Raw genomic sequence first — 23,791 nt, forward strand, 5'->3', positions numbered from 1 at the left:
TATTGATTAAGAGATATTGATGTTAAAAAGAATTGAATACTCATTAGAAAAAACCCTCTTCAACAGTCGCTGGATATTGCCCCCTTTTTACTTAGGTTTGGTTTTAGGTATCATTCTGCTGTTTATAAAGTTTGCACAAAAGCTGGTCTATATGTTTACCAGCGTCATCGCCGCTTCCGTATCAGATGTGATCGTCGATATTCTCGTATTAGTTGATATCGCCTTAGTCGCCAGTTTGCTACTGATTATTATCTTTAGTGGCTATAAAATCTTTGTCTCCAAGATAGATATAGGAGAGCACCACGACCGTCCAAGCTGAATGGAAAAGGTAGACTTTTCAGGGCTTAAGCTTAAAGTTATCGGCGCTATCGTTGCCATCTCTGCCATCGACCTTTTAAAATCATTTATGGATATTTCGGGCAATATGACCGAGCTTGACGAGGATAAGCTCATGTGGAAAGTTATTATTCATATGACTTTTGTGCTATCAGGTCTGCTATTTGCCCTTATGGATAAAATCGTTGGCGATACCAAAAAACATTGAGAAATATTAAGGTACATAGCTATTAGCAAGTTTCCTAACAGCTGCTTCTCATTTTTACTCTAGGGTAGTCCAAGATAAAAACGTTATTCTTATAGGGGCTGTCCTAGATAAGCAAAATTATTTAGGACAGCCCCAAAAATTAATAGCAATAGCGCCTGCTTGTTTACTCCTTGCCGCGTGCGCTGGCAACCCATTTACGAGTAGCAACAACAGTGCTGTGATGACTAATCCTAACGCTACGGTCTACAACTGTGAAAATGACGGTCAAATTAGCACAGCTTATGCCAACAATGGCGGTGCTGTCGATCTAAACATCACTCTACCAGAGATCGGATTAAGCAATCAAAAAATGATCTTAACGCAAGCAGTGTCAGGTTCTGGAGCGCGCTACGTTAACAATGACAACTCTAACTACAACTATGAGTGGCAGAGCAAAGCCGATTATGGTGTCATGTCTATCCAATCAGTGGATGGCCGCGAGTACAGCGTAAATTGCCAAGCTTAAATAGCTGATGTTTTTAGTACAAGACACATTCTTATGATACAAAAGAGCCAGTCACATAACGACTGGCTTTTTTTTGATCTATAAACTTCAAAATGATTAGTCTAAAAACGATTAGTCTAAAAAAAAGACTTATCAAACGTCTCTTTTAAACTCTTTGGCTCACGGCGCTTGACGTTGTTGAGTTTATGGCGAGTCTCGGAGGCGACTTGATAGGCCTTGAGACGCGACTGTTGTAAGTTTCCGATAGGACGGTTCTCTTCAAGACAGCGAAATGGGGTAAAGGATAGATTCTCCATAATTTCAAAATTACCGTCATCTGGTACGTCTTGGCAAGGAAGAGTTAAACGCGCTACGGTGACAAAGGACGTATCCGACTCTTGCCACTGCGTCGTAATCTCTTCAATCGGCTGCTTTTTGAGATTACGGCATAGCTGAATCTGGATATCAAACTGATAATCATGTTCGCGTATCTCTTCGACGATAAGCGGTCGCAGCGCCTCTTCGCGGGCGTCGACATCGACATCACGGCGCGTGACTTTTTTGACAGAAGCGGCTGTTGGCGTTGCCCGTATCTTTGCCATATAATCACCATGACGCACCACACCTTGCGAATGAAAGTCGTATAACAAGGTGTTTTTTGGTTCAATCCTCGTAAAGCCGCCGATAGCTTTAAAGGTTTTAATCGACTCTTTGGTTGGTAATCTTGAGCCGTAATTGGTCAGCCAGTTAAACGCCAACTGCGCTTTACCGATCGCGCCCTTCTCCGTGTATTTAGGTAATTCCAAAAACAGTTTTGAGAGATAGGTATACTCCTCAATTCTATTGCAAAAGAACACCGGATGATTGATAAAGTTATAATCAAAGGTCGTACTGTCCTCCTCCCCGGGAGCTAGCTTCTTACCCGGCACGTCAAAGACTTTAATCGCGAGACCCTGAGCAAAGCCCAACTTACGATCAGCGAATACTCGAGATGAACCGTTGGATAAACGAATCACCGCATCATGAATGCCCGCTTTAGCATACAAACCTTGTGCGTACTCTTTGGGAATATCATCTAATATCTCAAACTTGGCTTTTAGTGCGCAGTACCCCTTGGCATGGGCATCACGCGTGTGATAATCGATATTGCTGGCTTTATCACTACGCGAAATATAGCTTTTGATATCGTCGGTAATAGTACGAATGTTTTTTTCGTCCTCAGCACTTAATTCGATATATTTTGGATCGTAGGGGACGTATTTGGGTTTAAATAATTTTTTTAGCATTATATTTCCTAATTTTATTCATGATTATTATTGTTAAGTGGTGACTATTACAAATGGTACTGAGAGTTAAGACAGCTCGCTAATCCATTTTAGCGCCGATAAACTCGGAATAAAAAAGTATTCGCCGCCGTGCAAGGTATTAAAGGTTTCAATACCATGGTAGCGTTTGCGAATTGGATCAGCCGGAACAGTAAAGGTATCTGCATCGCTGTCTTTATCACTTCCTCCTTTATCACCAGAGTGCAAACCAACCATAGGATCTTTTTCTTCGCCTAAGCTCATAAAGTTGCCATCGTTGATCCACTGTGATTGCAAGAACTCAACCGTCTCCATGGCATGAGCATTAATACCAATAAAAAACAGACCGCGATCTTTGCCATCGTCCTCTATTACATTGGGTGGCACAACTTCACCAAAGCCCACGCTACGTCTAACGATACGGTGAATACGCACATCGGATAAAATAAAATCTTCGCTATCGCGTGGGTTCATACGCCTGATATGCGCGCCAAACGGACACTTTTTACCGTAAGGATCGTCTTTATAACCAAAGTCGTTATTGCGGCTAGGATCATCGCCAAGCGCTTTATCATCATGATCGGGAGACAAAACGAGCGGCGCGCCTGAACGCCAGCGTCCCCACATTTTTGCACCTAGCAGCTCCGCCTCTTCCTCGCTGTCGGTATTATCTTTGCGGTATTTATTAAAAGTAGCAACATGGCTATGATAAGCACGTAACACCATAAACGAGCCGTTCTTGCCTAAGACTTCAGGCTGCGGCATAGGCGCAACCAGCCCTGCCTCCCCTTCGTAACCGAGCACAAACTCCCCTGCGGCAATAGGATCGCCGTCATGGTTCGAAGGCGTCTGAATACCACTGCCTTGAATCTCAGGGTTACTGATACCATCACGATAACCAAAGACGTTTTTGACGTTGTCATTTGAACCAAAGTCCTGCTCGATTAGGATTTCTACATTACCATTAGCAGGATTGTCCACATCGATATGATCGGTAAGATTATCTCGAAGCTCATCAAGTTTGGCCTGCCATTTATCTTTGGTATCAGCGATAATAGCCGCGCCCACATGGATATCACCCTTATCCCCAAAAGGTGCCATCCAATTCTCAGGGGCATTAACATCAAAATCGCGCAACTGCTCAGCACGCGCTGCCATACCTGCTTTAAAAGACTCAGGAAAGCTATCAAGTGATGACTGCGGTACACCTAACGCTTGTAGACCCTCGTAAGTCATGACGATAGACAGCGTGGCTTGCATGTCTTTGTGCCAGTCTTCACTACCGGTTACATGAGGCAACACCTGCGCCAGCATTTGTTTGCCAACGTCAGCATTATTGATTTTTAGTGCTACTACCGTGCCAAAATATGGGGCGGGACGCTCACGTAGGACGATGGATTGAATGTCTTTTAGCTGCATGGTGACGAGATTGGGGTTAAAGACCCCGCGTGCCCTACGAGCCATCATCTCAATACCGTCACCGACTTCATCTTTCACGCCTTTAAGCCACGTCTCAAAATCACTGTTTTCGATGCGATTGCCAAACTCATCTTTTAAGTCTTGCAACTTATCGGTCAATCCCGTTAAAGGTTTGTTATCATCATTACTCATACATCGCCCTATTCATTTTTTATCGTTATTAAAGTATGACCGTATCAAAGCCCTGAAATTTATGCGCTTAGAAATACAATGTCTAAAAAATTAGCTTGTTTGCGCTTCATCTAAAGCTTTATTGATGCCTTTAACAATACGCTCATGACGGCGAATATCTTGTACCGTCAGATGCGGGACGCCTACGTACCAGCCTGCAGCGGTAATCTGATGATCAAGAATAAACTGCTTGACACTTGGGTCTTTGATACCCGGCCAGCCCTCGACATTGCCGAATAAAATATCCATGAGTTCAGGAATTTTGGTGGCGAAATCATCAATATAAGGATCCCAGTCACCGTCATAAGCGGTGCAAAAAAGCACTCTTGTATCATTATCTAAAAAGACGAAGCGTAAATCGTGCAAAGTGCCTACCCTTGTCGCCCCTTTTAGATTGCCCCCTGCTATTTTTAGAATCTCTTTGAGACGGGCAGCACCGCCGTCTTTTAGCGGTGCGATAACGGTAAGCTCGGATACTTTGCCTGACTTTAGACCTTTCTCGCCGGCGCTAGAGGTTGAGTGATCATAACCATCATTGCCGCCCTCTTTTAAATTCGCCACTAACAGATCTGCCCGCAGTTTAAAGGCATCCATAGACTCAGTGATTTTATCTTTGAGATCTTCTGAATTATCGATAATGCGCTCTTTATTATTGTTTTTACTCATAAGTTTTTCCTATATGATTGCTGTTGAGCTATTACCATAGCAGAAACGGTAAAAGGCTCAAGTAATAGCGGACTAATCACACAAAACAAAACATAGGTTTAACAATAACGTTTTAAATTGCAGCAGTGTTACAAAGATAGACGGCGCACTTACCGGCGCAATAAATTTTGGTCGTACTTATTAAGTCTTTAAAAGCATGACTGTTTTTGTAATCGTTATTAAATACTAAAAAAGCTTGACTACTCTAGGTAACCAAGCTTTGAAATCATACTTCGAGTTTTTATAATTATTTAGGGGCTGTAGTAGATAAGCACTATGCTAGACTACTTTTATGAAGATAAACCGTTGTAAACTAAGTAAAAAAGTACAGCGAAGGCTGTTAGAATTTTTCACAGCTGAAGTGACTGCTAGAACAGCCGCAGATTTGCTTGATATTCAGCCTAATACTGCTGCACTTTTTTATCATAAAATAAGACTTGTGATAGATTACCATCTCTCATTAGAAGCTGATGAGCTTTTTGATGGTGAGGTCGAATGAGATGAAAGTTACTTTGGCGGTGTAGGCAGAGGCAAAAGAGGTCGCGGGGCTGCTGGTAAAACCGCTGTATTTGGGACTCTAAAACGAAACGGTAAGGTTTATACCATTGTCGTAGCAGACACCAAGAAGACCACGCTAATGCCTGTTATCAAGCGTAACATCAAGCCTGACAGCTTTGTTTATACGGATAGCTATCGAAGTTACAATGCAATGGATGTGAGCGAGTTTAAACATTCCAGAGTCAATCATTCTAAAGAGTTTACTTTCGGTAAAAACAATCACATCAATGGTATTGAGAACTTCTGGAATCAGTCTAAACGAACTCTCAGAAAGTATAATGGAATCGATAAGAAGAACTTCTATTTGTTTTTAAAAGAGTGTGAGTTTAGATTCAACTATGGCTCACCATCTAATCAGCTGAAAACCTTGAGAAAATGGTGTGATATTTAATCCTTATCTACTACAGCCCCATTATCTATTAGTCATCATGAGTTAACCGTTGTTGCTTAGCCATTTGGGCGACTCACTGTCATAATATTCTTGCTTCCAGACGGGAATATCGGCTTTGATGGTATCGAGGATCCAGCGGCAAGCATCAAACGCCGGATAGCGGTGGGCGGAGATCACACCGATCCAAACGGCAATATCGCCAATCTCTAATGCGCCGATACGGTGAATGGCAACCGCAGCGGTAATCTCAAATTTTTCTTTAGCCTCATCCATGATTTGCCGACCTTGGTTAATCGCCAAATCCTCATAGCCGTAGTAAGTCAAACGCTCGACACAGCTGGCATTATTATGATTGCGCACGCGACCTTCAAAACAAGCAAAAGCACCGCAGCTGTCGTCATCGAGCATGGCTCTAAGGCGCGTCTCGTCAATAGCTTCATCTAATAGCGCAAAACCATCACGCTCAGCGATAGCATAAGCGTCATCAGCACTGCGCTTGATTTGCATCGATTGGCTATGTACGTCTTCTTTATCGCCAATTTTTATTTCGTTGTTTTTATTCTCACCAGTCATTGATATGCTCAGATTATGAATCGGTTCTAGGTTAGTTCGACTATTTTGAGTTGTGTTATTTTTGCTAGGCTAGAGTTGTAGTCTACGACAGATAATTAGCGACTAGCCGCCTGCCACAGGGGTAATAAACACCACACTATCGCCATCATTAATCGGGTCATCCCATTTGGCAAAGTAATCATTTACCGCCACACGCAGATCGGCTTGCGGACGGCTGAAGTGATGCTTATCGCGAAGCTGCTCATATAGCTGAGCTAGTGAAGTATCAGGGGCAAGCGTGACTTGCTCTTGCTGACAATTGGCTTCGTCCGCAAGATTGGCAAAATACAGTACATTGATGTTCATCAAATCATTTGTATTGTCAGTCATCTTACTACTCCTATAGAGCGGCGCTGCATGGAAAAGTGCGGCGTTGCTTAAAATCGTTTATTCGCTAAAATTATTTTTGATAAAACATCACACTTAGACTATGTTACTTGATGGTTATAATCTGACTTGCCACCGGTCTTAGTCATGAGTTTGACTCCATCAATCACGATGTCATGCGACAGCGCTTTGGTCATGTCATAGATGGTCAGGCAAGCCACGCTAACAGCGGTCAGCGCTTCCATCTCCACTCCAGTTTTGTGAGTGACTTTCACCGTTGCATTGACCATGATGCTATTTAAGCTGTCGTCATACTCGAAACTTAAGCCAATCTTATCTAGCGGCAATGGATGACAAAGCGGAATCAAATCATGAGTACGCTTGGCTGCCATAATACCTGCGATATGGGCAGTTTGGGTGATACTGCCTTTTTTTGTCATGCCATCAGCGGCTTTTATTTGACCATAGATGTCCGCTGGAAAACACACCTGACCAACAGCATGCGCTTCTCTAGTAGTAGCTGTTTTGTGGCCCACATCGACCATATGAATCTCACCATCGCTGTCTAAATGCGATAGGGTAGCGTGCGAGTGGTTTGCAGTATTAGTCGGAGTATTTTTATAGTCAGAAGATATAGACATGTATTTTTCTTAACTCATTAAAGGTTACTTATATTAGACCTCTTGCAAAAGTACCGTTTTATTAACCTTCGTTAACGAAGTATCAAGGGCTAGCAATGACTTATGCAAGAGATCTATTTTATAAGTCTCAAAACGCTAGTCGTGACCTGGATTGGCGCGCATAAAGTGCGCAACAAAGTTACAAGGACGGGTACGGTTATCGAACTGCTCTTTTAAGATATCATTCCAGCCGGTACGGCAAGCACCGGTCGAACCCGGCAGGCAGAAGATGCCTGTGCCATTGGCCATACCAGCGATAGCGCGCGACTGAATGGTTGACATACCGATATCATCTTTGGAGAGCAAACGGAACATCTCGCCAAAACCGTCAATCGACTTGTCAAACAATACGCTGACCGCTTCTGGCATACTATCACGGATAAAAAACCCAGTGCCGCCTGTGGTGATTACTGCATGCACATTAGGATCAGCAATCCAGCCACTAATGACCGCACGAATTTGATAAATATCATCAGTAATCAGCTGACGATCAGCTAAGTGGTGACCCGCCTCAACTAAGCTATCGGCTAAGTACTGCCCTGAGCTATCCTCCTCAAGCGTACGACTGTCAGAGACACAAAGCACAGCAATATTCAGCGGGGTAAATTCTGCAGCAGGCTTAGACATAGATATTCCTAATTCTAATTATTTGATAAGTTTAAATATTTTATTTTTACGGTTTGACAGTTTGCCGTTTTACTATGAGAGCTCCATCTACATACTCTAACCACCGATAATCGATAAGTTATGCATCATGCCGCTATTAGACTCATGCAGATGGTGATGCTCAGGCTTAATTGGCATAAAGCTATGCAAGGTGTTGACTAGACCTTGCACATCGTCGTTTTTTAGATAATCTCGAATATCGTAATTACCTTCATCAAATAGACACAGATGCACTTTGCCTTGGCTACTCACGCGAAGACGATTACAGTTATCACAAAAGTGCGCGGCATAAGGGGCAATCATACCGATACGCCCGAGATAGTCAGGATGGCTGTATTCTATTGCAGGGCCATCAGCGCTACCGCGATCATGCGACTGCCAACCGCGCTCGAGCAGATAATCCGTAATCATATCAGACTGCGCATGCTGAGCAAAAAACAAATCGCTGTTGTCACTGGTCTGCATAAACTCGATAAAGCGGTAGGTCACAGGACGGTCTTTGACGTAGTCCATCGCGTCAATTAAGTTTTGAAAAGCAGTCTCCGCCATTAAGATACTATTAATTTTGAGCTTAATATCAGTAGTCGCTAGGAGGGTGTCCATGTCGCGCATCAGCTGGGGCTGGGTATTAAAGCCCGTCATCTGATGAAAAGTATCGGCATCGAAACTATCCATACTGATGTTGAGCTGATTCAGTCCTGCCGCCTGCCAGTTGGCTAGGTGCTTGCCAAGCTTGTAGCCATTGCTAGTCATTGCGACCATCTCGATACCAGCGGTATTCTTGATCGTTTCGATAATCTCTACCACATCGCGTCTGATCGATGGCTCGCCACCAGTGATACGCACCTTTTGCGTGCCTACTTGCGCAAAGCCTTGAATCAAAGTTTTGATTTCAGCGACGCTGAGCTCATCGGAGGGGCGTTTGCCTTGGTAGCCGTTTGGTAGGCAATACTCACAGCGAAAGTTACAAAAATCAGTGATAGAAAGACGTAAATAAGTCAGCCGCCGCGAAAAACCATCGGTTAGCGGTTTACTATCAATCACCGAATGATCAGCGACTAAATGACTGGCACGAGCAGAGTCGACAGAGGATAACACTGAGCTATTCTGTGCTTGTGGATCAAAAATATCAGGCTTTAAAACAGGTGAATACAAAAAGGTACTCCCAATAATGGGGTCATAAAAGAGTATAAGCGCTTACGAGCGCTGTTGTCGTCAAAATTATGTATTTCTAAACCGCCCCTAGACTCAATAGCGAAACAAAGCGGCCAATAATGACTGTTCTATAGGCAGTTATATCAATAATCAAGCCATCCTTGCTGCCGAGCATAAGCTAATTGTTTAGGAGTATCAATATCATAGCTAAGATTTGAGTGAGCCACCGTGGTGACTTTCTCAGGAGCTAGCGCTCTAATAAAGTGCCGCAAGCCTTTATCACCAATGAGCGAGGATTGCCATGATTTTAGTACTTTATAACTGACAACTAATGGCACACCCACGATATCATGCTTATTATCATCAATAATAAATCTCTCATCCAAATTTGGGTAACGACTGGCGACGACTATATTATCTTGTGCTAGAAGTTGATCTAAATGAGGAGCGCTTAATAATACTTGATCCACGCCCATAATCAATACGCGCTTCATCGCTAAATCATGCTGAGATTTTAATGCATCAATAGCTAAAGATAAGCTCTTTGCCATTCCTAATTGTGGATTAGGGTTACTAACGATTTGTATGCTTGAGTTTGGCGCTGTCAAACGGTTAACAGCCGTTTCGATAACGTCAGTAATAGCTGTATCTTGCTGAGGAATGACGACAATAACAGCTTTTGGCTGAGTCACCAAAGCAAGCATCGTCATATAGTTAATTAATGGTTTACCTTGTTTTTCTAGAAGCTGCTTTGGCTGACCTAATCGATGACTTAATCCGCTGGCTAAAATAATGACCGCATGATTTGGAGGTTTGTTTTGGTTGAATGATGAGCTACCCTTGTCATTCATAGCTGGCTTTTGGCTGCGCTAACGCTTTAGTAACCGCAACTTTCTCATAAACGACGGCGCTAATTTGCGCGATGATACTTAGCGCTAACGCTTCAGGGCCATCACCGCCAAGCTTATAACCGATAGGGTAATGCAGCTGATTGATACCGTCTGCCAAGGCGGTAGGGTCAGCACAAGTTGCGCTAATCTCCTTAATCAAACGCTCAGTACGATAGCGCGGGCCTAACTGACCGATGTAATTACAATGATTGGCATTCTTTAACAAGACAGCTAAGCGTGCCCGATCTTGGGTGAGGCTATGCGACATTAGTGCTACCGCTGCATTTTGACTCAGTTTAAGTAGAGTTTCGCTATCGTTAAGAGCCACGTATAACGCAGCATCAGCCTGCGGGAAACGCTGGCGAGTGGCATACTGCGGCCGACTATCGATCACGGTGACGTGCCAATCTTGCAGCTTTGCCATGGTGACTAGCGGCATGACATCATTGCCTGCTCCGCAAACCAAAAGTCGAATCTGCGGTTGCACGCGTTGCACTAACCACTCGGTTTGTATAGCGTTTTTTGAGCTATTGTCATTTGCAACCGGACTTTTTAAAACCAGATAATCAGCGTGTCTTTTACTCACTTTATAAGCAGATAACTCATCGATTACTGGCTTTGGTAAATTTGTGGTTTGCTCTGGTATCTCTTGTGAGTTTTTACTGTCATCTAAAAAACTGTCATCTAAAAAACTGGCGTTTAAATGAACCCTAGTACCAACGGTCACCTCAGGGCTGTTAGAGTGTATTAAAGTAGCGACAGTAGTAGACTCTCCACTTTGACGAACTTTCTGAATTAAATCTAAATACGGCATAGCTGAAGATAAGCGCTCAAATAACACATGAACTTTACCATTGCAGCCTAAGCCAAAATTCAGCTCGTCTTCTAAGTCCACTGCAAAATCTACAGCATCATTATCTAACTTTTCCTCTAGCTCATCCTCCAAGTCTTCTTTTTGCTCATCGCCCGTTTGATAGACCTGCACGTTTGCGCCATGACGCGTCAGCCAAAAGGCGCGTTTAATAATGTGCGGTTCAAGGCAGCCGCCGCTTATCATACCTACTGAGCGACCATCCTCGCAAATAAGCATCATAGCGCCAGGTTTACGATAAGCTGAGCCTTCAATGCGCACGACTGTCGCGAGCACTGCATCAACGTGCTGCTGCCGTGCGTCAAAGGCGAGCTGTAGAATGTCTGCGACTTGATTCATATTTTTGCGTTTCTTTTTATACTTTTAGGGATAAGATAAATAAAACCTGCTTAAGATTAGAATTATCATTCAGCAGGTTTTATTCAACAGGGTCTATACTTCGATGTCGACTATTACTCAGGCATATCGGCTAAGATTTTGTCCAAAGTAATCGGGAAGTCATAAACACGCACCCCGACTGCATTATAAATGGCATTGGCAATGGCTGCCGCTGACCCTGATATAGAGGTTTCCCCAATACCTTTAATATGCATAGGGTTGGTATAAGGGTCATCCTCTTCTAACAAAATCACATCCAACTGCGGTACGTCAGCGTTGACCGGCACATGGTACTCGGCAAGGTCATGGTTACATAAGCGCCCATCGTGCTTGTCATGAATGACCTCTTCCATCAAAGCAGAACCTATACCAAATACCATACCGCCATAACACTGCGAGGTTGCAAGCTTATGGTTGAGAATACGTCCTGCTGCATACACGCCAGTCATACGCTTGACGCGAATCTCACCGGTGACTTTATGTACCGCCACTTCAGCGAAGTTGGCCCCAAACGAGGCTTGGCGAAGGTTTTTGCCATTTTTACCCGGCTTGATCTGGCCTTTGGCGCTGATTTCTTGCTCGTCAAACTTAGCAATAATATCAGCTAGTGCATAGGACTGATTATCATCAAAGTCGTATTGCTCATTTGCAGATTTTAATTCAGGAAGCGGCATACCTGTCTTTGCCGACACCTTATCTGCCAAGTCTACAGCCTTATCTACCAAGCCTGATACTTTATCTACCTGGTTTTTATCGACTACTCCTTTTTCTACCAAGTTTTTATCGACAAAATCTGCTACTTTTTCTCTACTTGCTCCAATAGCGGCTTCTGCCTTACTAGGCTGATGCTCACCTGATTTTTGGATTTGACCGTTATCTATACGAATCGTATCGGCATGTAGACCTACTTTTTTTGCAAGCATTTCGCGTAGCTGCTCACAAGCCAAATAAACCCCACTACCAGCACTGGCCGCGCCAAAACTACCGCCAGAACCTGATGCTGGTGGTAAATCACTGTCGCCAAGTTTCATCTCGATATGATCGATAGGCAGTCCTAATAAATCGGCTGCGACCTGAGTGAATACGGTATAAGAGCCAGTGCCGATATCAGTCATATCGGTTTCGATAATAGCTTTGACGCCAAGCTCTTTTGAGTCATCGACTTGTAGTATCGCCCGCGCTTCAGAAGGCTGCAGCATATTGCCACGAGAGGCGCCAGCCATGCCAGTACCTATCCACCAGTCGCCTTCTAGTCGGCTGGCAGGTTTAGGATTATGCTTATCCCAACCAAACTGTTCAGCACCCTTCTCCATACAAGCGACTAGCTGACGGGTGGAGAACGGCATCTCTTCGCTAGGGTCCTCTTCAGGTTCATTACGGCGGCGCAGCTCAATAGGATCTATCTGAAGCTTAGTCGCCAGCTCATCCATCGCACATTCAAGTGCGATCATACCCACCGCTTCGCCAGGGGCACGCATAGAGCCTGATAACAATTGATTCATGTCCACCATCTGATAACTGACGCGGCGATTCTCTCCGCGGTACAAAAAGTGAGTGGATAATGCTGTTGGTTCAAAGAACGCCTCGCCTGGCAAATTGCTGGTCGTGGTATCGTGAATAATGGTATTAATAATACCCTCTTCATCACAACCAATAGCAATACGCTGACGGGTGTTTGAGCGTCTTACCGTCGCCTCCATCACTTGCGGGCGCGTCATAGTAATCAGTACCGGACGACCGACTTCTTTAGAAGCAATAGCGGCAGCAATAGATTCTGGCGCGATACCTAGCTTACTACCAAAGCCGCCGCCGACATAGTATGAGATCAGCTCGACTTGATCTTTCTTCAAATCTAATGCGTCCATTACTTGCTGCTTACAAGAGGCGATCATCTGGTTTGAAGTGTATAAGACCAGCTTGTCATCTTCCCAATGAGCCAAAGTAACGTGCGGTTCCATCGGTGAGTTGCTCTGACTTGGGGTATGGTACATACGATCAATGGTTACCGCCGAATCAGCAAGGCCTTGCTCTGGATCTCCGTGCTTAGCATTCTTATCCGAGCCTTTTTTCTCATTTACCTCGTGGGCGTTAGGCAACTCTTTAGTAAAATCCAAAGCCGCTTGATCGGTTTCGTCTTTATAAGTGACTTTAAGGGCCTTGGCGCCTTCGGTCGCTGCTTCAAAAGTTTCAGCGACAACGACTGCGATGGGCTCACCATGATAAAAAATCTCACTCACACCCTGAGTCGGTGCTTCGGTCTCACCGCCTTGCTGTGAGTTACGTAAGAAGCGCTTAGGGTCAGTGACGACTTTAATAATACCTGGTATATGGGCAATCGAGTCGCTATCGATTTTTTCAACTTTTCCTTTGGCGACGGTTGAGCCAACCAAGACACCATACACTTTATTGTCTAGCTGAATCTCTGCCGAATAATGAGCTTGACCGCTAACCTTTAACGAGCCCTCGACGCGGCTAATTGGTTTACCTACCAAATTACTCGCTGTTTTGCCGAATAACGTCTCAACCGGCTTATCCATCTTCTCTTTGTTAGTGGGCTCTGCCGGTAGTACTGAATCTAATAATGACATGATTATGCTCCCTCGCCCGCTAATGCACGCTTAATGGCCTGTTTTAGCAAACGGCGTGTTAGTGGTATTTTAAAATCGTTTTGACCGCTACCTTTGGCATCTTTTAACAACAAATCTGCTGCCTGATTGATAGTGTCATCGTCGCCCTGCGTATCCGTCAACAAATCTTCCACATCTTCATTGCGCCATGGCTGAGTACCAATACCGCCAAATGCTAAGCGTACTGTCGTCAAATTGCCATTATCATCAGCGTCTATCACAGCTGCACACGATACAAGCGCAAAAGCATAAGAGGCGCGGTCACGCACTTTGTCATAAGTGTGTATACCTTTAATAGGCGCTGGCAGCACGACATGCGTGATAAGCTCGCCTGACTCTAAAACGTTTTCGATGTGGGGAGTGTCTTTTGGCAGACAATAAAAGTCTTTTATTGGAATCTGCCGAGTCGAGCCATCGGTTTTGGCAGTCTCAATAGTAGCGTCAAGCAAACGCATAGCGACCGCCATATCGGACGGGTGTTGAGCAATACAAGCGTCACTTGTGCCTAAAACGGCAAGGGGGCGGTTCTCACCGTTAATTGCAGGACAGCCAGTACCCGGTTCACGCTTATTACAAGGGCTATCGGTATGATAAAAGTAGTAGCAGCGCGTACGCTGCAGGAAGTTACCGCCAGTCGTCGCTTTATTGCGCAGCTGTCCGGTCGCCCCTGCTAATATCGCACGAGACAATACCGGATAATTGGCAATCACGCTAGGATGCGCGGCCAAATCACTATTGCTTACTAAGGTTCCGATACGTAGGCCGCCATCGGCAGTGTTTTCAATCTGTTCAAGCTCTAAGCGTGTCACATCAACCAACTTGGTTGGCGTTTCAATCTCAAACTTCATGAGATCAAGCAAATTGGTACCGCCTGCGATAAATGAGGCTTCTTTAGGAGTAGCAAACATTACCGCTTGCTGCGGTTCAAGGGCACGGATATATTCAAAGCGTTTCATGAGCGGCCTCCTGCTGTGCTACTGGCATTTTTATTATGGTTTACTGATTGATTACCAAGTTGGGACTGACTGGGCGGCGGTGACCAAATACCTGTCACTGCTGAGTCTTGCAGCGAACCTGTAGTCGTCTCTTCACTAGAAGAAGCACGCTTATTTGACACTTCGCTCTCAAGCACTTGTGAGATGGCATCCACGATATTGGGGTAAGCAGAACAGCGACAAACATTGCCACTCATGCGCTCAGCGATCTCTTGGACTAACAACCCATTCGGGTTTTTGAGATCTGTTGTCACATAGCTTGGCCAGTTTTGTTTCACCTCTTCTATTAAAGCCGTGGCGGAACAAATCTGCCCTGGCGTGCAATACCCACACTGAAAGGCATCATGATCTTTAAAGGCTTGTTGCAAGGCTGATAACGACTCAGGCATTCCAATGCCCTCAATCGTGGTGATTTCATCGCCGTCATGCATAACCGCAAGGGTCAAGCACGAGTTGATGCGCTCACCATTGATAAGCATAGTGCAAGCGCCGCATTGACCGTGATCACAGCCTTTTTTGGGTCCGGTAATTTGTAGATGTTGACGACATAAATCTAGAATTGTCGTGCGCGGATCAAGATCGTCAAAGGAGTAATCTTGATTATTGATATTTAGAGTCAAGGTATTCATGCTGGCTTCCCGCTGGCAGATAATGGCTAAATTTAAGGATAACTAATAAGTCTCCATAAAATAGTAGAAGCAGCAGACTGGGGCGTCTGTGTAGTAAATGTTACTCTCTTGGCGTTAAGAGAGTAGAACAGAGCGATGAATTCAGCTCTCAGCATCAAGCACAGACCTTACTATTGGCTTACTAAAAGTAGGATAGGTTTTATCGATGAGCGAGGATATAGCAGTTTGGCGTACTGTTTACGTATGTAACGGCATTATTAGGCTTGTTGACATATAGAAAATAATTGATAATCATAGTGTTATGACTAGATTAACCCTAAGTGATGCCCAGTGGGCAAAAATAGCACCGTATTGTGCAGGTAAAGAGACCGATGTTGGTAGAACAGCCGTAAATAATCGACTGTTTATCGAAGCTGTTCTATGGATTGTCCGTACAGGTAGTCCGTGGCGATATTTACCCCCTGAATTTGGTAACTGGAACAGTGTTTATAAGCGCTACCGTCGATGGGTAAAAAGCGATAGATTCAGCAAGCTATTTAATGCTCTGAATGACTCAGATTTAGAGTATGCCATGATTGATGGCACTATTGTTAAGGTACATCGTCATGGACAAGGCGCAAAAGGGGGGCTTGTCATCAGGCAATTGGCAAATCAAGAGGCGGTATGACCACTAAAATCATGGCAATGGTTGGGTATAAATAAAATTATTATTAAATAATAATATATAAATCAAAAATTTATTGTTTCAATATGGTTGATACTGGGCCCGCCATATATTGAAGAACAAGACACCCTTACAAGCGTTTGCTTGTAAGGGTTTTTTATTGTCTAAAGACAGTTCTGATTATCAGATGCCTACTAGGAATATTCTAAAGACCCTACTAAGCGTACGGTTAATCCCCGTGCTTACGGGGAACAGTTAATTTGGACAACTTTAGTAAAGTTTTTGGCAAATATAACTCAGTATACGTATGGAACAAATGCTCAGTAAAGACATTTAAAAGTGTTAGGGCGTGTCTTCAATTCAATTGCCCTCAGAAATTCATGAATGCCAGTAGAACTGTACCTATTTTGAAATAGGTTAATTATATTCTTAACGCGCAGTCATCGGCACTTTGCCAATCAGCCACAAGAAATACGTCCCGCCAATCAGCGCAGCGATCGTACCTGCTGGCAGCTCATAAGGAAATATCACATAACGCCCAAACCAATCAGCTAGCACCATCACACCAGCGCCCAAAATGGCGGCTAAGGGCAATTGATGCTCCAGTTTTACCGCCCCTAGAGAAGTCGCGACATGGGGCACCATCAACCCCACAAAACTAAGTGGCCCGACCGCCAGCGTACTTGCCGTACTAAGCGCCGCCACCAATATCAAAAGCGCGAGCGTCACAGGATTGACTGCCACACCTAGATTGCGTGCCATGCTAGCCCCCAACCCCAAAACCCTAAGCGGCTTGATAATCAATAAACTTAGTACAAACAAAACCAGCGCTATCCCCATCAAATACCAAACGGTATGGGGCTGGGCACTATAGGTCGTCCCTGACAGCCAGCTGAGCATCGCCTCAAGCCGCGGGTCGCCTGAGAGCTTGACCATGTGCATGACCCCATCCATCATCGCGGCGATACCGACCCCCACCAAGAGCAGATAACCTGAGCTGACTTTCCGCGCTAGCCAAATCACCAGCAGCAGTACTATAAGAGCACCCATCAGGCCAGCCGCTAGCAGAGTACCTGCACCTGCTGACAACCCCAGCAGCGGTAAGCAAAAAAACCCACCAATGACGCCAAGTGCGGCGCCTGAGCTGACACCGAGCACCTCAGGGCTGGCCATCGGATTACGCGTGAGTGTTTGCAGCAACACCCCCGCCACCGCCAGCATCAGTCCGGTCGCAGCCGCACTGAGACTGCGTGGCAGACGGTATTGCTGAGTAATGGCCCAATCCGTACTGAGCAGCGTCCAGCCCTTTATGTCTTGTACCACCAGCGAGGTGATAAGCAGCAAACCTACCACTCCAAGCACCCAGCGCCATAGATGCACAGAGGTTTGTGTGCGATTGACCATGGGCGCAGACACCGTCTCGAGCCGCTCATGACGCTGGCGCAAAATGAGCCAAATAATCAATGGTGCACCCAGTACGCCCGTCATCGCCCCTGCAGGAATCGGCATCGCTATGATAGGTTCAAGCAGGAGCGCGGCATGATTGGTCAGTAATAACAACAGTGCCCCAAAGCCAAAGGCTGCGAGCAATCGTTTACCAATAGCGGTAATACCCAAAGCGTTGACGATGCTTGCTGCGCCCAAGCCTACAAAACCCACCAGACCCACTTCGCTGACCACCAGCGCTGTGACCAGCGCCACCAGTAGCACCACCAGCGCGCGAATACCTTGTACAGGCACGCCCAAGCGCTTGGCTTGCCAGTCATCCAAGCTCATCATGCCAAGCGGCTTTAGCAGAGGTAAGCAAGCAATCACAAACCCCACTGTCGCACAGGACAATAGCGTTGTAGTATGCCAGCTGTTTTGCGTCAAAAATCCTGCCGCCCATGACAATGTGCCATTACTACGCTCAGCAAAAAACAACAATAAGACATTGGCAAATGCGGCCAATAAGATATTGACCACCAAGCCTGCCAATACCAAAATCAGCGCATTAAAACGACTGGCGGCCGCCAGCGCAAACACCAAACCCATACTAATCAGCGCCCCTACAAACGCCACATACATGCCGCCGTAGATTGCCAGACTCGGTATAAACAGACTCACCAGCAATATCGCCAGCTGCGCACCGGCACCGACGCCGAGGGTGGTATCTGACGCCAGCGGGTTCTTGACCAATTGCTGTAATAAGATACTGACTGCCCCCAACAGCCCGCCAGCCAATAACGCGACCAATGAGCTGGCCAACAAAGTCAACTGTACCACCATACTGCCCATGTCCAGCTGCATACTGGGCAAAAACAAGTCCATCAATGGCCTGTGCCAATCACGCTCAATCAGCGCCCAACTGCTAGCCATGACCAAAGCACATAGGACTGCAAACAGCACCCACAATCGCCCAAAGTGCGCATGAGTGCTAACGGGGTTGGGCGGCATCTGCTGCGGTTTGCTAGGTGTTGTGTCACTTACCTTTGTGTAAGTGCTGCTGGCGCGCTTGCTGCTCGTACTCATGATGCTGCCCCGCCTTGTAATTGTACGGTTGATAGTTGATTGGCCAAACTGACCAACGATGACATCCCGCCATAGATCCAAATAGGCGTCAGCTCTCCTATACAGCGCGTCTGACCATAGCCCAAGCGCTGCCAAATCAGACTGTCCTTCATCTCAGCACGGGTAATGGGGCTTAATGGATCCACAATCAGCAAACACACATCATCATCGAGCGCCGCCAAATCACCGACCCGCTTAGATACAAAACCGTAATTATTGCCCTCACCTAAGACCACAAGCTCTTTGCCCATTGCGGCAAATGCAGGCTTAAACAGACTGTTATTGACATACATGCGCACGTTATTGGCATCAGAAAACTGTACAACGGCAAACTTATTTACGTGAGGATAGCGGGCTTGCAGCTGAGCGCCAGCCTGCTCCATGTCTTGCTTGCTTTGTTTGATATAAGCCTCAGCGGCGGTAGGCTGCCCAATCAATCTGCCCAATGTACGCGTCGGCTCAGTATAATCCGCCCACGTCGCCACCTTGCCACTGGCCGAAAACATCACCGACTCGGTAGGTACATCGCCATACAAACGGCGCGCATGCACATAAAATGGATTATCAATCACCATATCTATTGGCAACTGTGCGACCAGCTCAGCATTCGGCTGATAGCGGCCGCCTAAATCGACAATATCTGGTGGCAGACTAGGCGTGTCGACCCATCTGTCCCATAGACGTACATCGCCCGTCGCTACAGGAGGATAGCCCATTGCCGTCAGGGTTGCAGCATTGCCCCAATCCGGACCGACCACCCGCTGTGAGGCATCATTTTTAAGGCTATTAGCAGATGGTTTGGACTCGGCAGATGACGGCTTGGATACAGGTTGCGCGTGATCACAACCGCTCATGGTCATGACCAACGTTATTAGTGTCAGTGATATTGCTGTCTTTGAGCGCGACTGAGAGTCAAACGAAACGCTTGATAAAGCTGACAAAGAAGCACGCTTAACTTGTAACGATGGCGCAGCACATAAAAGAGTAAATATAAAATGAGCAAACATAGCAGATTGTCTTTAGAAAAAAAGATACGGTAGTAGCAGAGTATTAAAACAATCGTCACACCGCCGACAGAAGCGCCGCGCAAATCGCAGCGACAAGAGCAAACACAGCTTAAGCGACAGCCACCGGCCGCCCTGTCACAGGATGCGTCATAAGCTGCATGGTGACATTAAAAATATCGTGTAAAACGCTGGGCTGCATGGTGCTGAGCACATCGCCGTTGTGACAGATGCGTCCGTCTTTTAGGGCGATGATACGATCGGCATACTGCGCGGCCAGATTGATGTCGTGAATGATGATAACCACACTCAACCCCCGCTCATCGACCAAGCGGCGTATCAGCTCAATCACCTCAATCTGATAGTGCATATCAAGCGCAGCCAGCGGCTCGTCTAACAGCAGATAATCGGTGTCTTGCGCCAGACACATTGCCAGCCATACCCGCGCACGCTCACCCCCTGACAATGTGTTGGTAAGGCGATCAGCGAATTGCTCAACCTGTGTCACTCGCATGGCCTCACTTACCTTGTCATGGTCCGCTTGACTGGGTTTTTGTAGCCATTTTTGATGAGGATAACGGCCGAGCATCACCAGCTCTCGCACGCTAAAGCCTGCCGCTTCTGGGAGCTGCTGTGGCAAATAAGCCATCTTACGCGCCAGCGCTTTATCCCCGTACTCATGAATGCTTCGCTCATCCAAAGTCGCACCGCCTTGCGTACAATCCATCTCGCCTGCCAAGGCTTTAATCAAGGTCGACTTTCCTGAGCCATTGTGCCCAATCAAGGCAATCAGCTGCCGCGCCCCTACCTCAAAGCTGACGTCATTTAACAAAGTATTGTCTTGTCGGCGAATGGTCATCTGCTCTACACGTAACATAACGGCTCTTCTTTACTTATCAATGTCTCAGCGCTATCTGTCATTTTGCGATAGACGCACATATTTATCGCATCACTTGCGCGCTCACTGTGGCCGATTTTACACGCGAATGATAACGAAAACAATTATCATTAACTAAAAATCTGCAGGTTATCGTTAATTCGATATAAAAATCTCTGTCACCAAAAAACAAAAAACTGAGCGCTATGCATACAGCGCTCAGCTCTTGATGACCCCAATCGTGCAAGTGTTATTATTGCAAATAACCACCCTGAGACATCAATTCAGGCGGCAAATCCGTCTCTCCCAAAGCTTCTAATAGGTTTATCTCGATGGTGCGTGAGATGGCGCTCAGTGGCAAATGATTGGCCGCAACGCCGAACGGATCGGTGATTTCTTCGTTGAGCGCATCCAATCCAAAGAACGTATAAGCAATGACGCCGCACACCAACGGTGTCACCCAGCCCAAGGACGTCGCCAAACCAAACGGCAGCATAAAGCAGTATAAATAAGTGGTACGATGCACCAATAATGTATAGGCAAAGGGTAGTGGCGTATTATGAATCCGCTCGCAAGCCGCCAACACAATCGTCATCGAGGTGACGCGCTCATCCATGTTTTGTATCATCAAATCAGAGGAGAGCTGTTGGCGTCGAACCTGCCCCAGCTTTTTGCCTAGCAGGCGCAATAGATACTCAGGCAAATTGCCCGCTTGACGCATGCTTGCATGATACTCAGGCGCCACAAAACGCTCAACATCCTCCCACGGCGCGGTACTTCGCAGCCGATGCCTGAGCGCATGAGTAAACGCGATAGTCAGACGCACCAGCTCCTGCTGCATGTGTCGTCCCGCTTCGCTATCGTCCTCGATAAATGAGAGCACCTGACGGGTAAAACTGCGCGCATCATATACCAACTGCCCCCATAAATGCCGACCCTCCCACCAACGCTGATAACTGGCATTGTTACGAAAACCCAAAAACAAAGACAGAGCGATGCCAAGTAAAGTAAAAGGCGCCGCGCCATAAGAAGAAAAGGAGCTGGGAATCCAGTGCTGGATGGCCGAGATGATAGCACTCAGTAAGCTAATCAATAAAACTTGTGGAAAGATATGAGGAATAACGGAGCCGCGCAAAGTAAAAAGTATTCTAAATGCATTCGGTTTTTGCCAAACGATCATGACAGTGTCCTATGGTGTTAAAAGTAGTGTACGCGGCATCAAACACAGGGTTGAACAATGATAGACAGGGTCACGTACTGAGTGTCTATTAAGGCATTGCTGCTTACTGCGTAATGACTGACTGGCGATTTTAGCATCAAACCCTTTGCGTTTTGCCGCCTCATTGTGTCATAAGTAGAATACGGTTATTAAAAAACAGAATATTTAACGATCCGCTGATAAGACGCATCGTATTTATGCTCAGTGCGTCATTGTTTTGTATGCGCTGTCACTTTATTCACTCATGGAGGTGCTCGGTCATGAAACGCGCCCACCAGCAGCTCTAACTCTACGCTAGGAAACAGGCTATCAAACGTTTCAAGTAAGCCGGCCAGCCACTCTGTAGGATACAAATCATCAACCGCCAGCACCAGTCTACTCTCCATCCCTTCGCTCAGGCTTTTGGCCACCCAAGAAAAATGCTCACAGCGCTCTAGTATCAGGTACTGTAACTGCCCATGGTGGCATGGTATCTAAATATCAGCTTATGGCATGATTTTGTCATGGATGCGTCGTTGGTGGGCTTTTATTTGTTTTATACGTTTTCTTATAATTGGGCTTATGACAAGCTCTTTCCGATCACCCATTTCGGCCATACAATAGATAAACGGTGCCTGCGCAGACGTAAGCGCAGGCAATAAGAAGCTGTAAATGATTGGCGTTTAATGGGCAGCACTTAATGGGCTGTACTTAGCTAACTAAACCAATGACCTGCGCCAGATGCCCCGTCTTGATATAGACGGTCGCGCCGCTAGGGCCAGATACCATCTCTAATGGCATATCAGTCGGCAGGCGTATCCAGCTATAGCGCAAAAAAAGTCTCACCGTCAGCGTGCAACTCACCTGCCAGCACCATGATTTCGGCGCCGCCGCTGATGGCCTCAGTAAATAGCAGCTCACCTGCGTCCAAACGCTGCAAGCTGACGTGCTCATAGTCACTAGCAAACAGCTGGCAGACACTGCGCGGGCCTTGACGCTGCCACAAGGCAAACGGCTAACGTAGCAAAACCACAGGCGACAACGTGCTGGCGATGATCTCTGTGGTGGTGCTGCCCAAAAACAACTGCTGTAGTTTTGAATGACCGTATGCGCCCACCACCATAATGTCGATGTCATTGTCTAATTGAAACTTTAATAGACCATCGACCGCATCGGAGGCCGATAAATGATGCGCCTTTACGACAAAACCCGCCTCTTGTAATTGGGCAGTGGCCGCGCTTAGGCTTTGTTTGGCGGCCTCATTATGATTGCCGATCATCACGACATGGCTATCGAGACCTTTTAGCATAGGGCTTTTAGCCACCATTTGTACCGCCTTTATGGCAGTCTTGCTACCATCAAACGCAATCATATACGAGCGCGGCTCTTTAAACGTCTCTGAGCAAATCACCACAGGAACATCAGAGGCACGGGCGACCGTCTCTATCTGACTACCAATATTGATGCGGCTATATTTGTGATCTTCTCCGCGGCGACCCATCACGATGGCGCGGTTTGCTGTGGCAAAATGCTCAATGGCTGGCAGTAACTTGCCTCGTCTTTGATAAATGAGCACTTCAAGATCACCAAACTTATTACGAATATGGCTTTTGGCATCCTGCACCAGCGCATTGCTATAGCTATTGACTACCTTAGCTCTTTGCTCGTCTAACTGCGCCAGCTCCTCTAACAAAAACTCACGGCTATTAATCCCTATCGCCCCTGACAGATCACGTCTAAACGACGCTGGCACATCGCTGACATGCAGCAGACCAACGGGTAAGTTTATTCGATTGGCGTACCATGCGGCATAATCACAGACGGATGCGGTCACGGCCGAGCCATCGATACAAGCCAAAATGTGCTGCGATGTTGTCATAATCTGTCCTTAATCATCGTTATTTACCGTTCCAAAAATCTTACTCAAACCTAGCCAATATTGACTATTAGATAGGTTTGACGTTTTCTTTCTGCTTCATTGTCACGCGCTATTTCTCATTTGAGATTTAGACTGACCACGACTCCACAGACT

Annotated in this window: 24 protein-coding genes and 2 pseudogenes; 6 read left to right on the top strand and 20 right to left on the bottom strand. The window is 46.1% G+C overall.

Annotated features, from left to right (window positions below; translation table 11 throughout):
• The first annotated feature begins 19 nt into the window (after window positions 1-19).
• The 3 genes from JMX98_RS14240 (at window position 20) to JMX98_RS07970 (ending at window position 1,049) form a co-directional block, all read left to right on the top strand.
• On the top strand, window positions 20-319 hold the full coding sequence (locus JMX98_RS14240; RefSeq protein WP_265089359.1) for a YqhA family protein: 300 nt from the start codon (window positions 20-22) through the stop codon (window positions 317-319).
• Entirely contained in the window at window positions 320-544 is a 225-nt protein-coding gene (locus JMX98_RS14245) for a hypothetical protein (protein WP_265089360.1), read from the top strand.
• Between the two features lie 220 nt (window positions 545-764).
• Window positions 765-1,049 carry an MliC family protein gene (locus JMX98_RS07970; RefSeq protein ID WP_201585782.1) on the top strand — a complete coding sequence of 95 codons (285 nt, stop codon included), beginning with the start codon at window positions 765-767 and terminating at the stop codon, window positions 1,047-1,049.
• Between the two features lie 116 nt (window positions 1,050-1,165).
• On the opposite strand, the gene JMX98_RS07975 is transcribed toward JMX98_RS07970, so the two are convergent.
• The 3 genes from JMX98_RS07975 to JMX98_RS07985 all read right to left on the bottom strand — a co-directional run bounded on the left by JMX98_RS07975 (window position 1,166) and on the right by JMX98_RS07985 (window position 4,576).
• Window positions 1,166-2,314: a catalase family protein gene (locus JMX98_RS07975; RefSeq protein ID WP_201585784.1), complete on the bottom strand. Its 1,149-nt coding sequence runs from the start codon at window positions 2,312-2,314 to the stop codon at window positions 1,166-1,168.
• 66 nt (window positions 2,315-2,380) lie between these two features.
• Entirely contained in the window at window positions 2,381-3,943 is a 1,563-nt protein-coding gene (locus tag JMX98_RS07980) for a Dyp-type peroxidase (RefSeq protein ID WP_201585786.1), read from the bottom strand.
• Window positions 3,944-4,033: 90 nt separating this feature from the next.
• Window positions 4,034-4,576: a hypothetical protein gene (locus tag JMX98_RS07985; RefSeq protein WP_201585825.1), complete on the bottom strand. Its 543-nt coding sequence runs from the start codon at window positions 4,574-4,576 to the stop codon at window positions 4,034-4,036.
• Window positions 4,577-4,979: 403 nt separating this feature from the next.
• Between JMX98_RS07985 and JMX98_RS07990 the strand changes: the two are divergent.
• A pseudogene (locus tag JMX98_RS07990) lies at window positions 4,980-5,636 on the top strand (IS1595 family transposase).
• A 42-nt stretch (window positions 5,637-5,678) separates the two neighbouring features.
• On the opposite strand, the gene JMX98_RS07995 reads toward JMX98_RS07990, so the two are convergent.
• From JMX98_RS07995 to JMX98_RS08040, 10 genes are all read right to left on the bottom strand, one after another.
• Window positions 5,679-6,209, bottom strand: coding sequence for a molybdenum cofactor biosynthesis protein MoaE (locus JMX98_RS07995; protein WP_105245300.1), 531 nt, complete (start codon window positions 6,207-6,209; stop codon window positions 5,679-5,681).
• Between the two features lie 102 nt (window positions 6,210-6,311).
• Window positions 6,312-6,578 (bottom strand): MoaD/ThiS family protein, encoded by a 267-nt coding sequence (locus JMX98_RS08000; RefSeq protein ID WP_227680090.1) that lies wholly within the window; start codon window positions 6,576-6,578, stop codon window positions 6,312-6,314.
• A gap of 98 nt (window positions 6,579-6,676) precedes the next feature.
• Window positions 6,677-7,216 carry a cyclic pyranopterin monophosphate synthase MoaC gene (gene moaC, locus JMX98_RS08005; RefSeq protein ID WP_201585788.1) on the bottom strand — a complete coding sequence of 180 codons (540 nt, stop codon included), beginning with the start codon at window positions 7,214-7,216 and terminating at the stop codon, window positions 6,677-6,679.
• 135 nt (window positions 7,217-7,351) lie between these two features.
• Window positions 7,352-7,882: a molybdenum cofactor biosynthesis protein B gene (gene moaB / locus JMX98_RS08010; RefSeq protein ID WP_192994200.1), complete on the bottom strand. Its 531-nt coding sequence runs from the start codon at window positions 7,880-7,882 to the stop codon at window positions 7,352-7,354.
• A 96-nt stretch (window positions 7,883-7,978) separates the two neighbouring features.
• Window positions 7,979-9,076, bottom strand: a complete 1,098-nt coding sequence (moaA, locus tag JMX98_RS08015; protein WP_227680091.1) for a GTP 3',8-cyclase MoaA — start codon at window positions 9,074-9,076, stop codon at window positions 7,979-7,981.
• 143 nt (window positions 9,077-9,219) lie between these two features.
• A complete protein-coding gene (locus JMX98_RS08020; protein ID WP_201585790.1) occupies window positions 9,220-9,927 on the bottom strand; it encodes a nucleotidyltransferase family protein in 708 nt (235 codons plus the stop codon).
• The gene (locus tag JMX98_RS08025) at window positions 9,920-11,176 is read right to left on the bottom strand and encodes an XdhC family protein (RefSeq protein WP_201585792.1); all 1,257 of its coding nucleotides are present in this window, start codon (window positions 11,174-11,176) and stop codon (window positions 9,920-9,922) included. The genes JMX98_RS08020 and JMX98_RS08025 overlap by 8 nt, the downstream gene beginning before the upstream one ends.
• A gap of 113 nt (window positions 11,177-11,289) precedes the next feature.
• Complete coding sequence (locus JMX98_RS08030) at window positions 11,290-13,803, bottom strand: xanthine dehydrogenase family protein molybdopterin-binding subunit (RefSeq protein WP_201585795.1); 2,514 nt, start codon at window positions 13,801-13,803, stop codon at window positions 11,290-11,292.
• A gap of 2 nt (window positions 13,804-13,805) precedes the next feature.
• Entirely contained in the window at window positions 13,806-14,798 is a 993-nt protein-coding gene (locus JMX98_RS08035; protein WP_201585797.1) for an FAD binding domain-containing protein, read from the bottom strand.
• A complete protein-coding gene (locus JMX98_RS08040) occupies window positions 14,795-15,466 on the bottom strand; it encodes a 2Fe-2S iron-sulfur cluster-binding protein (protein ID WP_201585799.1) in 672 nt (223 codons plus the stop codon). Before JMX98_RS08040 ends, JMX98_RS08035 begins: the two co-directional genes overlap by 4 nt.
• A 301-nt stretch (window positions 15,467-15,767) precedes the next feature.
• Here JMX98_RS08040 and JMX98_RS08045 point away from each other — a divergent pair.
• Window positions 15,768-16,156, top strand: a pseudogene (locus JMX98_RS08045) (IS5 family transposase); the annotation flags it as partial.
• 403 nt (window positions 16,157-16,559) lie between these two features.
• On the opposite strand, the gene fhuB reads toward JMX98_RS08045, so the two are convergent.
• The 5 genes from fhuB to JMX98_RS08070 form a co-directional block, all read right to left on the bottom strand.
• Window positions 16,560-18,641, bottom strand: coding sequence for a Fe(3+)-hydroxamate ABC transporter permease FhuB (fhuB, locus tag JMX98_RS08050; protein WP_201585803.1), 2,082 nt, complete (start codon window positions 18,639-18,641; stop codon window positions 16,560-16,562).
• Window positions 18,638-19,534 (bottom strand): ABC transporter substrate-binding protein, encoded by an 897-nt coding sequence (locus JMX98_RS08055; RefSeq protein WP_227680092.1) that lies wholly within the window; start codon window positions 19,532-19,534, stop codon window positions 18,638-18,640. The genes fhuB and JMX98_RS08055 overlap by 4 nt, the downstream gene beginning before the upstream one ends.
• A 262-nt stretch (window positions 19,535-19,796) precedes the next feature.
• Window positions 19,797-20,561, bottom strand: a complete 765-nt coding sequence (locus JMX98_RS08060; protein ID WP_105245277.1) for an ABC transporter ATP-binding protein — start codon at window positions 20,559-20,561, stop codon at window positions 19,797-19,799.
• Window positions 20,562-20,814: 253 nt separating this feature from the next.
• Window positions 20,815-21,741: a bestrophin family protein gene (locus JMX98_RS08065; RefSeq protein WP_201585807.1), complete on the bottom strand. Its 927-nt coding sequence runs from the start codon at window positions 21,739-21,741 to the stop codon at window positions 20,815-20,817.
• Window positions 21,742-22,022: 281 nt separating this feature from the next.
• Window positions 22,023-22,190, bottom strand: coding sequence for a hypothetical protein (locus JMX98_RS08070; protein ID WP_201585809.1), 168 nt, complete (start codon window positions 22,188-22,190; stop codon window positions 22,023-22,025).
• A 48-nt stretch (window positions 22,191-22,238) separates the two neighbouring features.
• On the opposite strand from JMX98_RS08070, the gene JMX98_RS14305 reads away from it, so the two are divergent.
• On the top strand, window positions 22,239-22,421 hold the full coding sequence (locus JMX98_RS14305) for a chlorhexidine efflux transporter (protein WP_201585811.1): 183 nt from the start codon (window positions 22,239-22,241) through the stop codon (window positions 22,419-22,421).
• Window positions 22,422-22,582: 161 nt separating this feature from the next.
• Here the strand turns inward: JMX98_RS14305 and JMX98_RS08080 are convergent, their stop codons facing one another.
• Together JMX98_RS08080 and JMX98_RS08085 are read right to left on the bottom strand one after the other, a co-directional pair.
• A complete protein-coding gene (locus JMX98_RS08080) occupies window positions 22,583-22,765 on the bottom strand; it encodes a hypothetical protein (RefSeq protein WP_201585813.1) in 183 nt (60 codons plus the stop codon).
• Window positions 22,766-22,774: 9 nt separating this feature from the next.
• A complete protein-coding gene (locus JMX98_RS08085) occupies window positions 22,775-23,638 on the bottom strand; it encodes a universal stress protein (RefSeq protein ID WP_201585815.1) in 864 nt (287 codons plus the stop codon).
• Window positions 23,639-23,791 lie beyond the last annotated feature (153 nt).

Origin of the sequence: Psychrobacter sp. HII-4, from assembly GCF_904846595.1 — a bacterium.
Lineage (GTDB): Bacteria > Pseudomonadota > Gammaproteobacteria > Pseudomonadales > Moraxellaceae > Psychrobacter > Psychrobacter celer.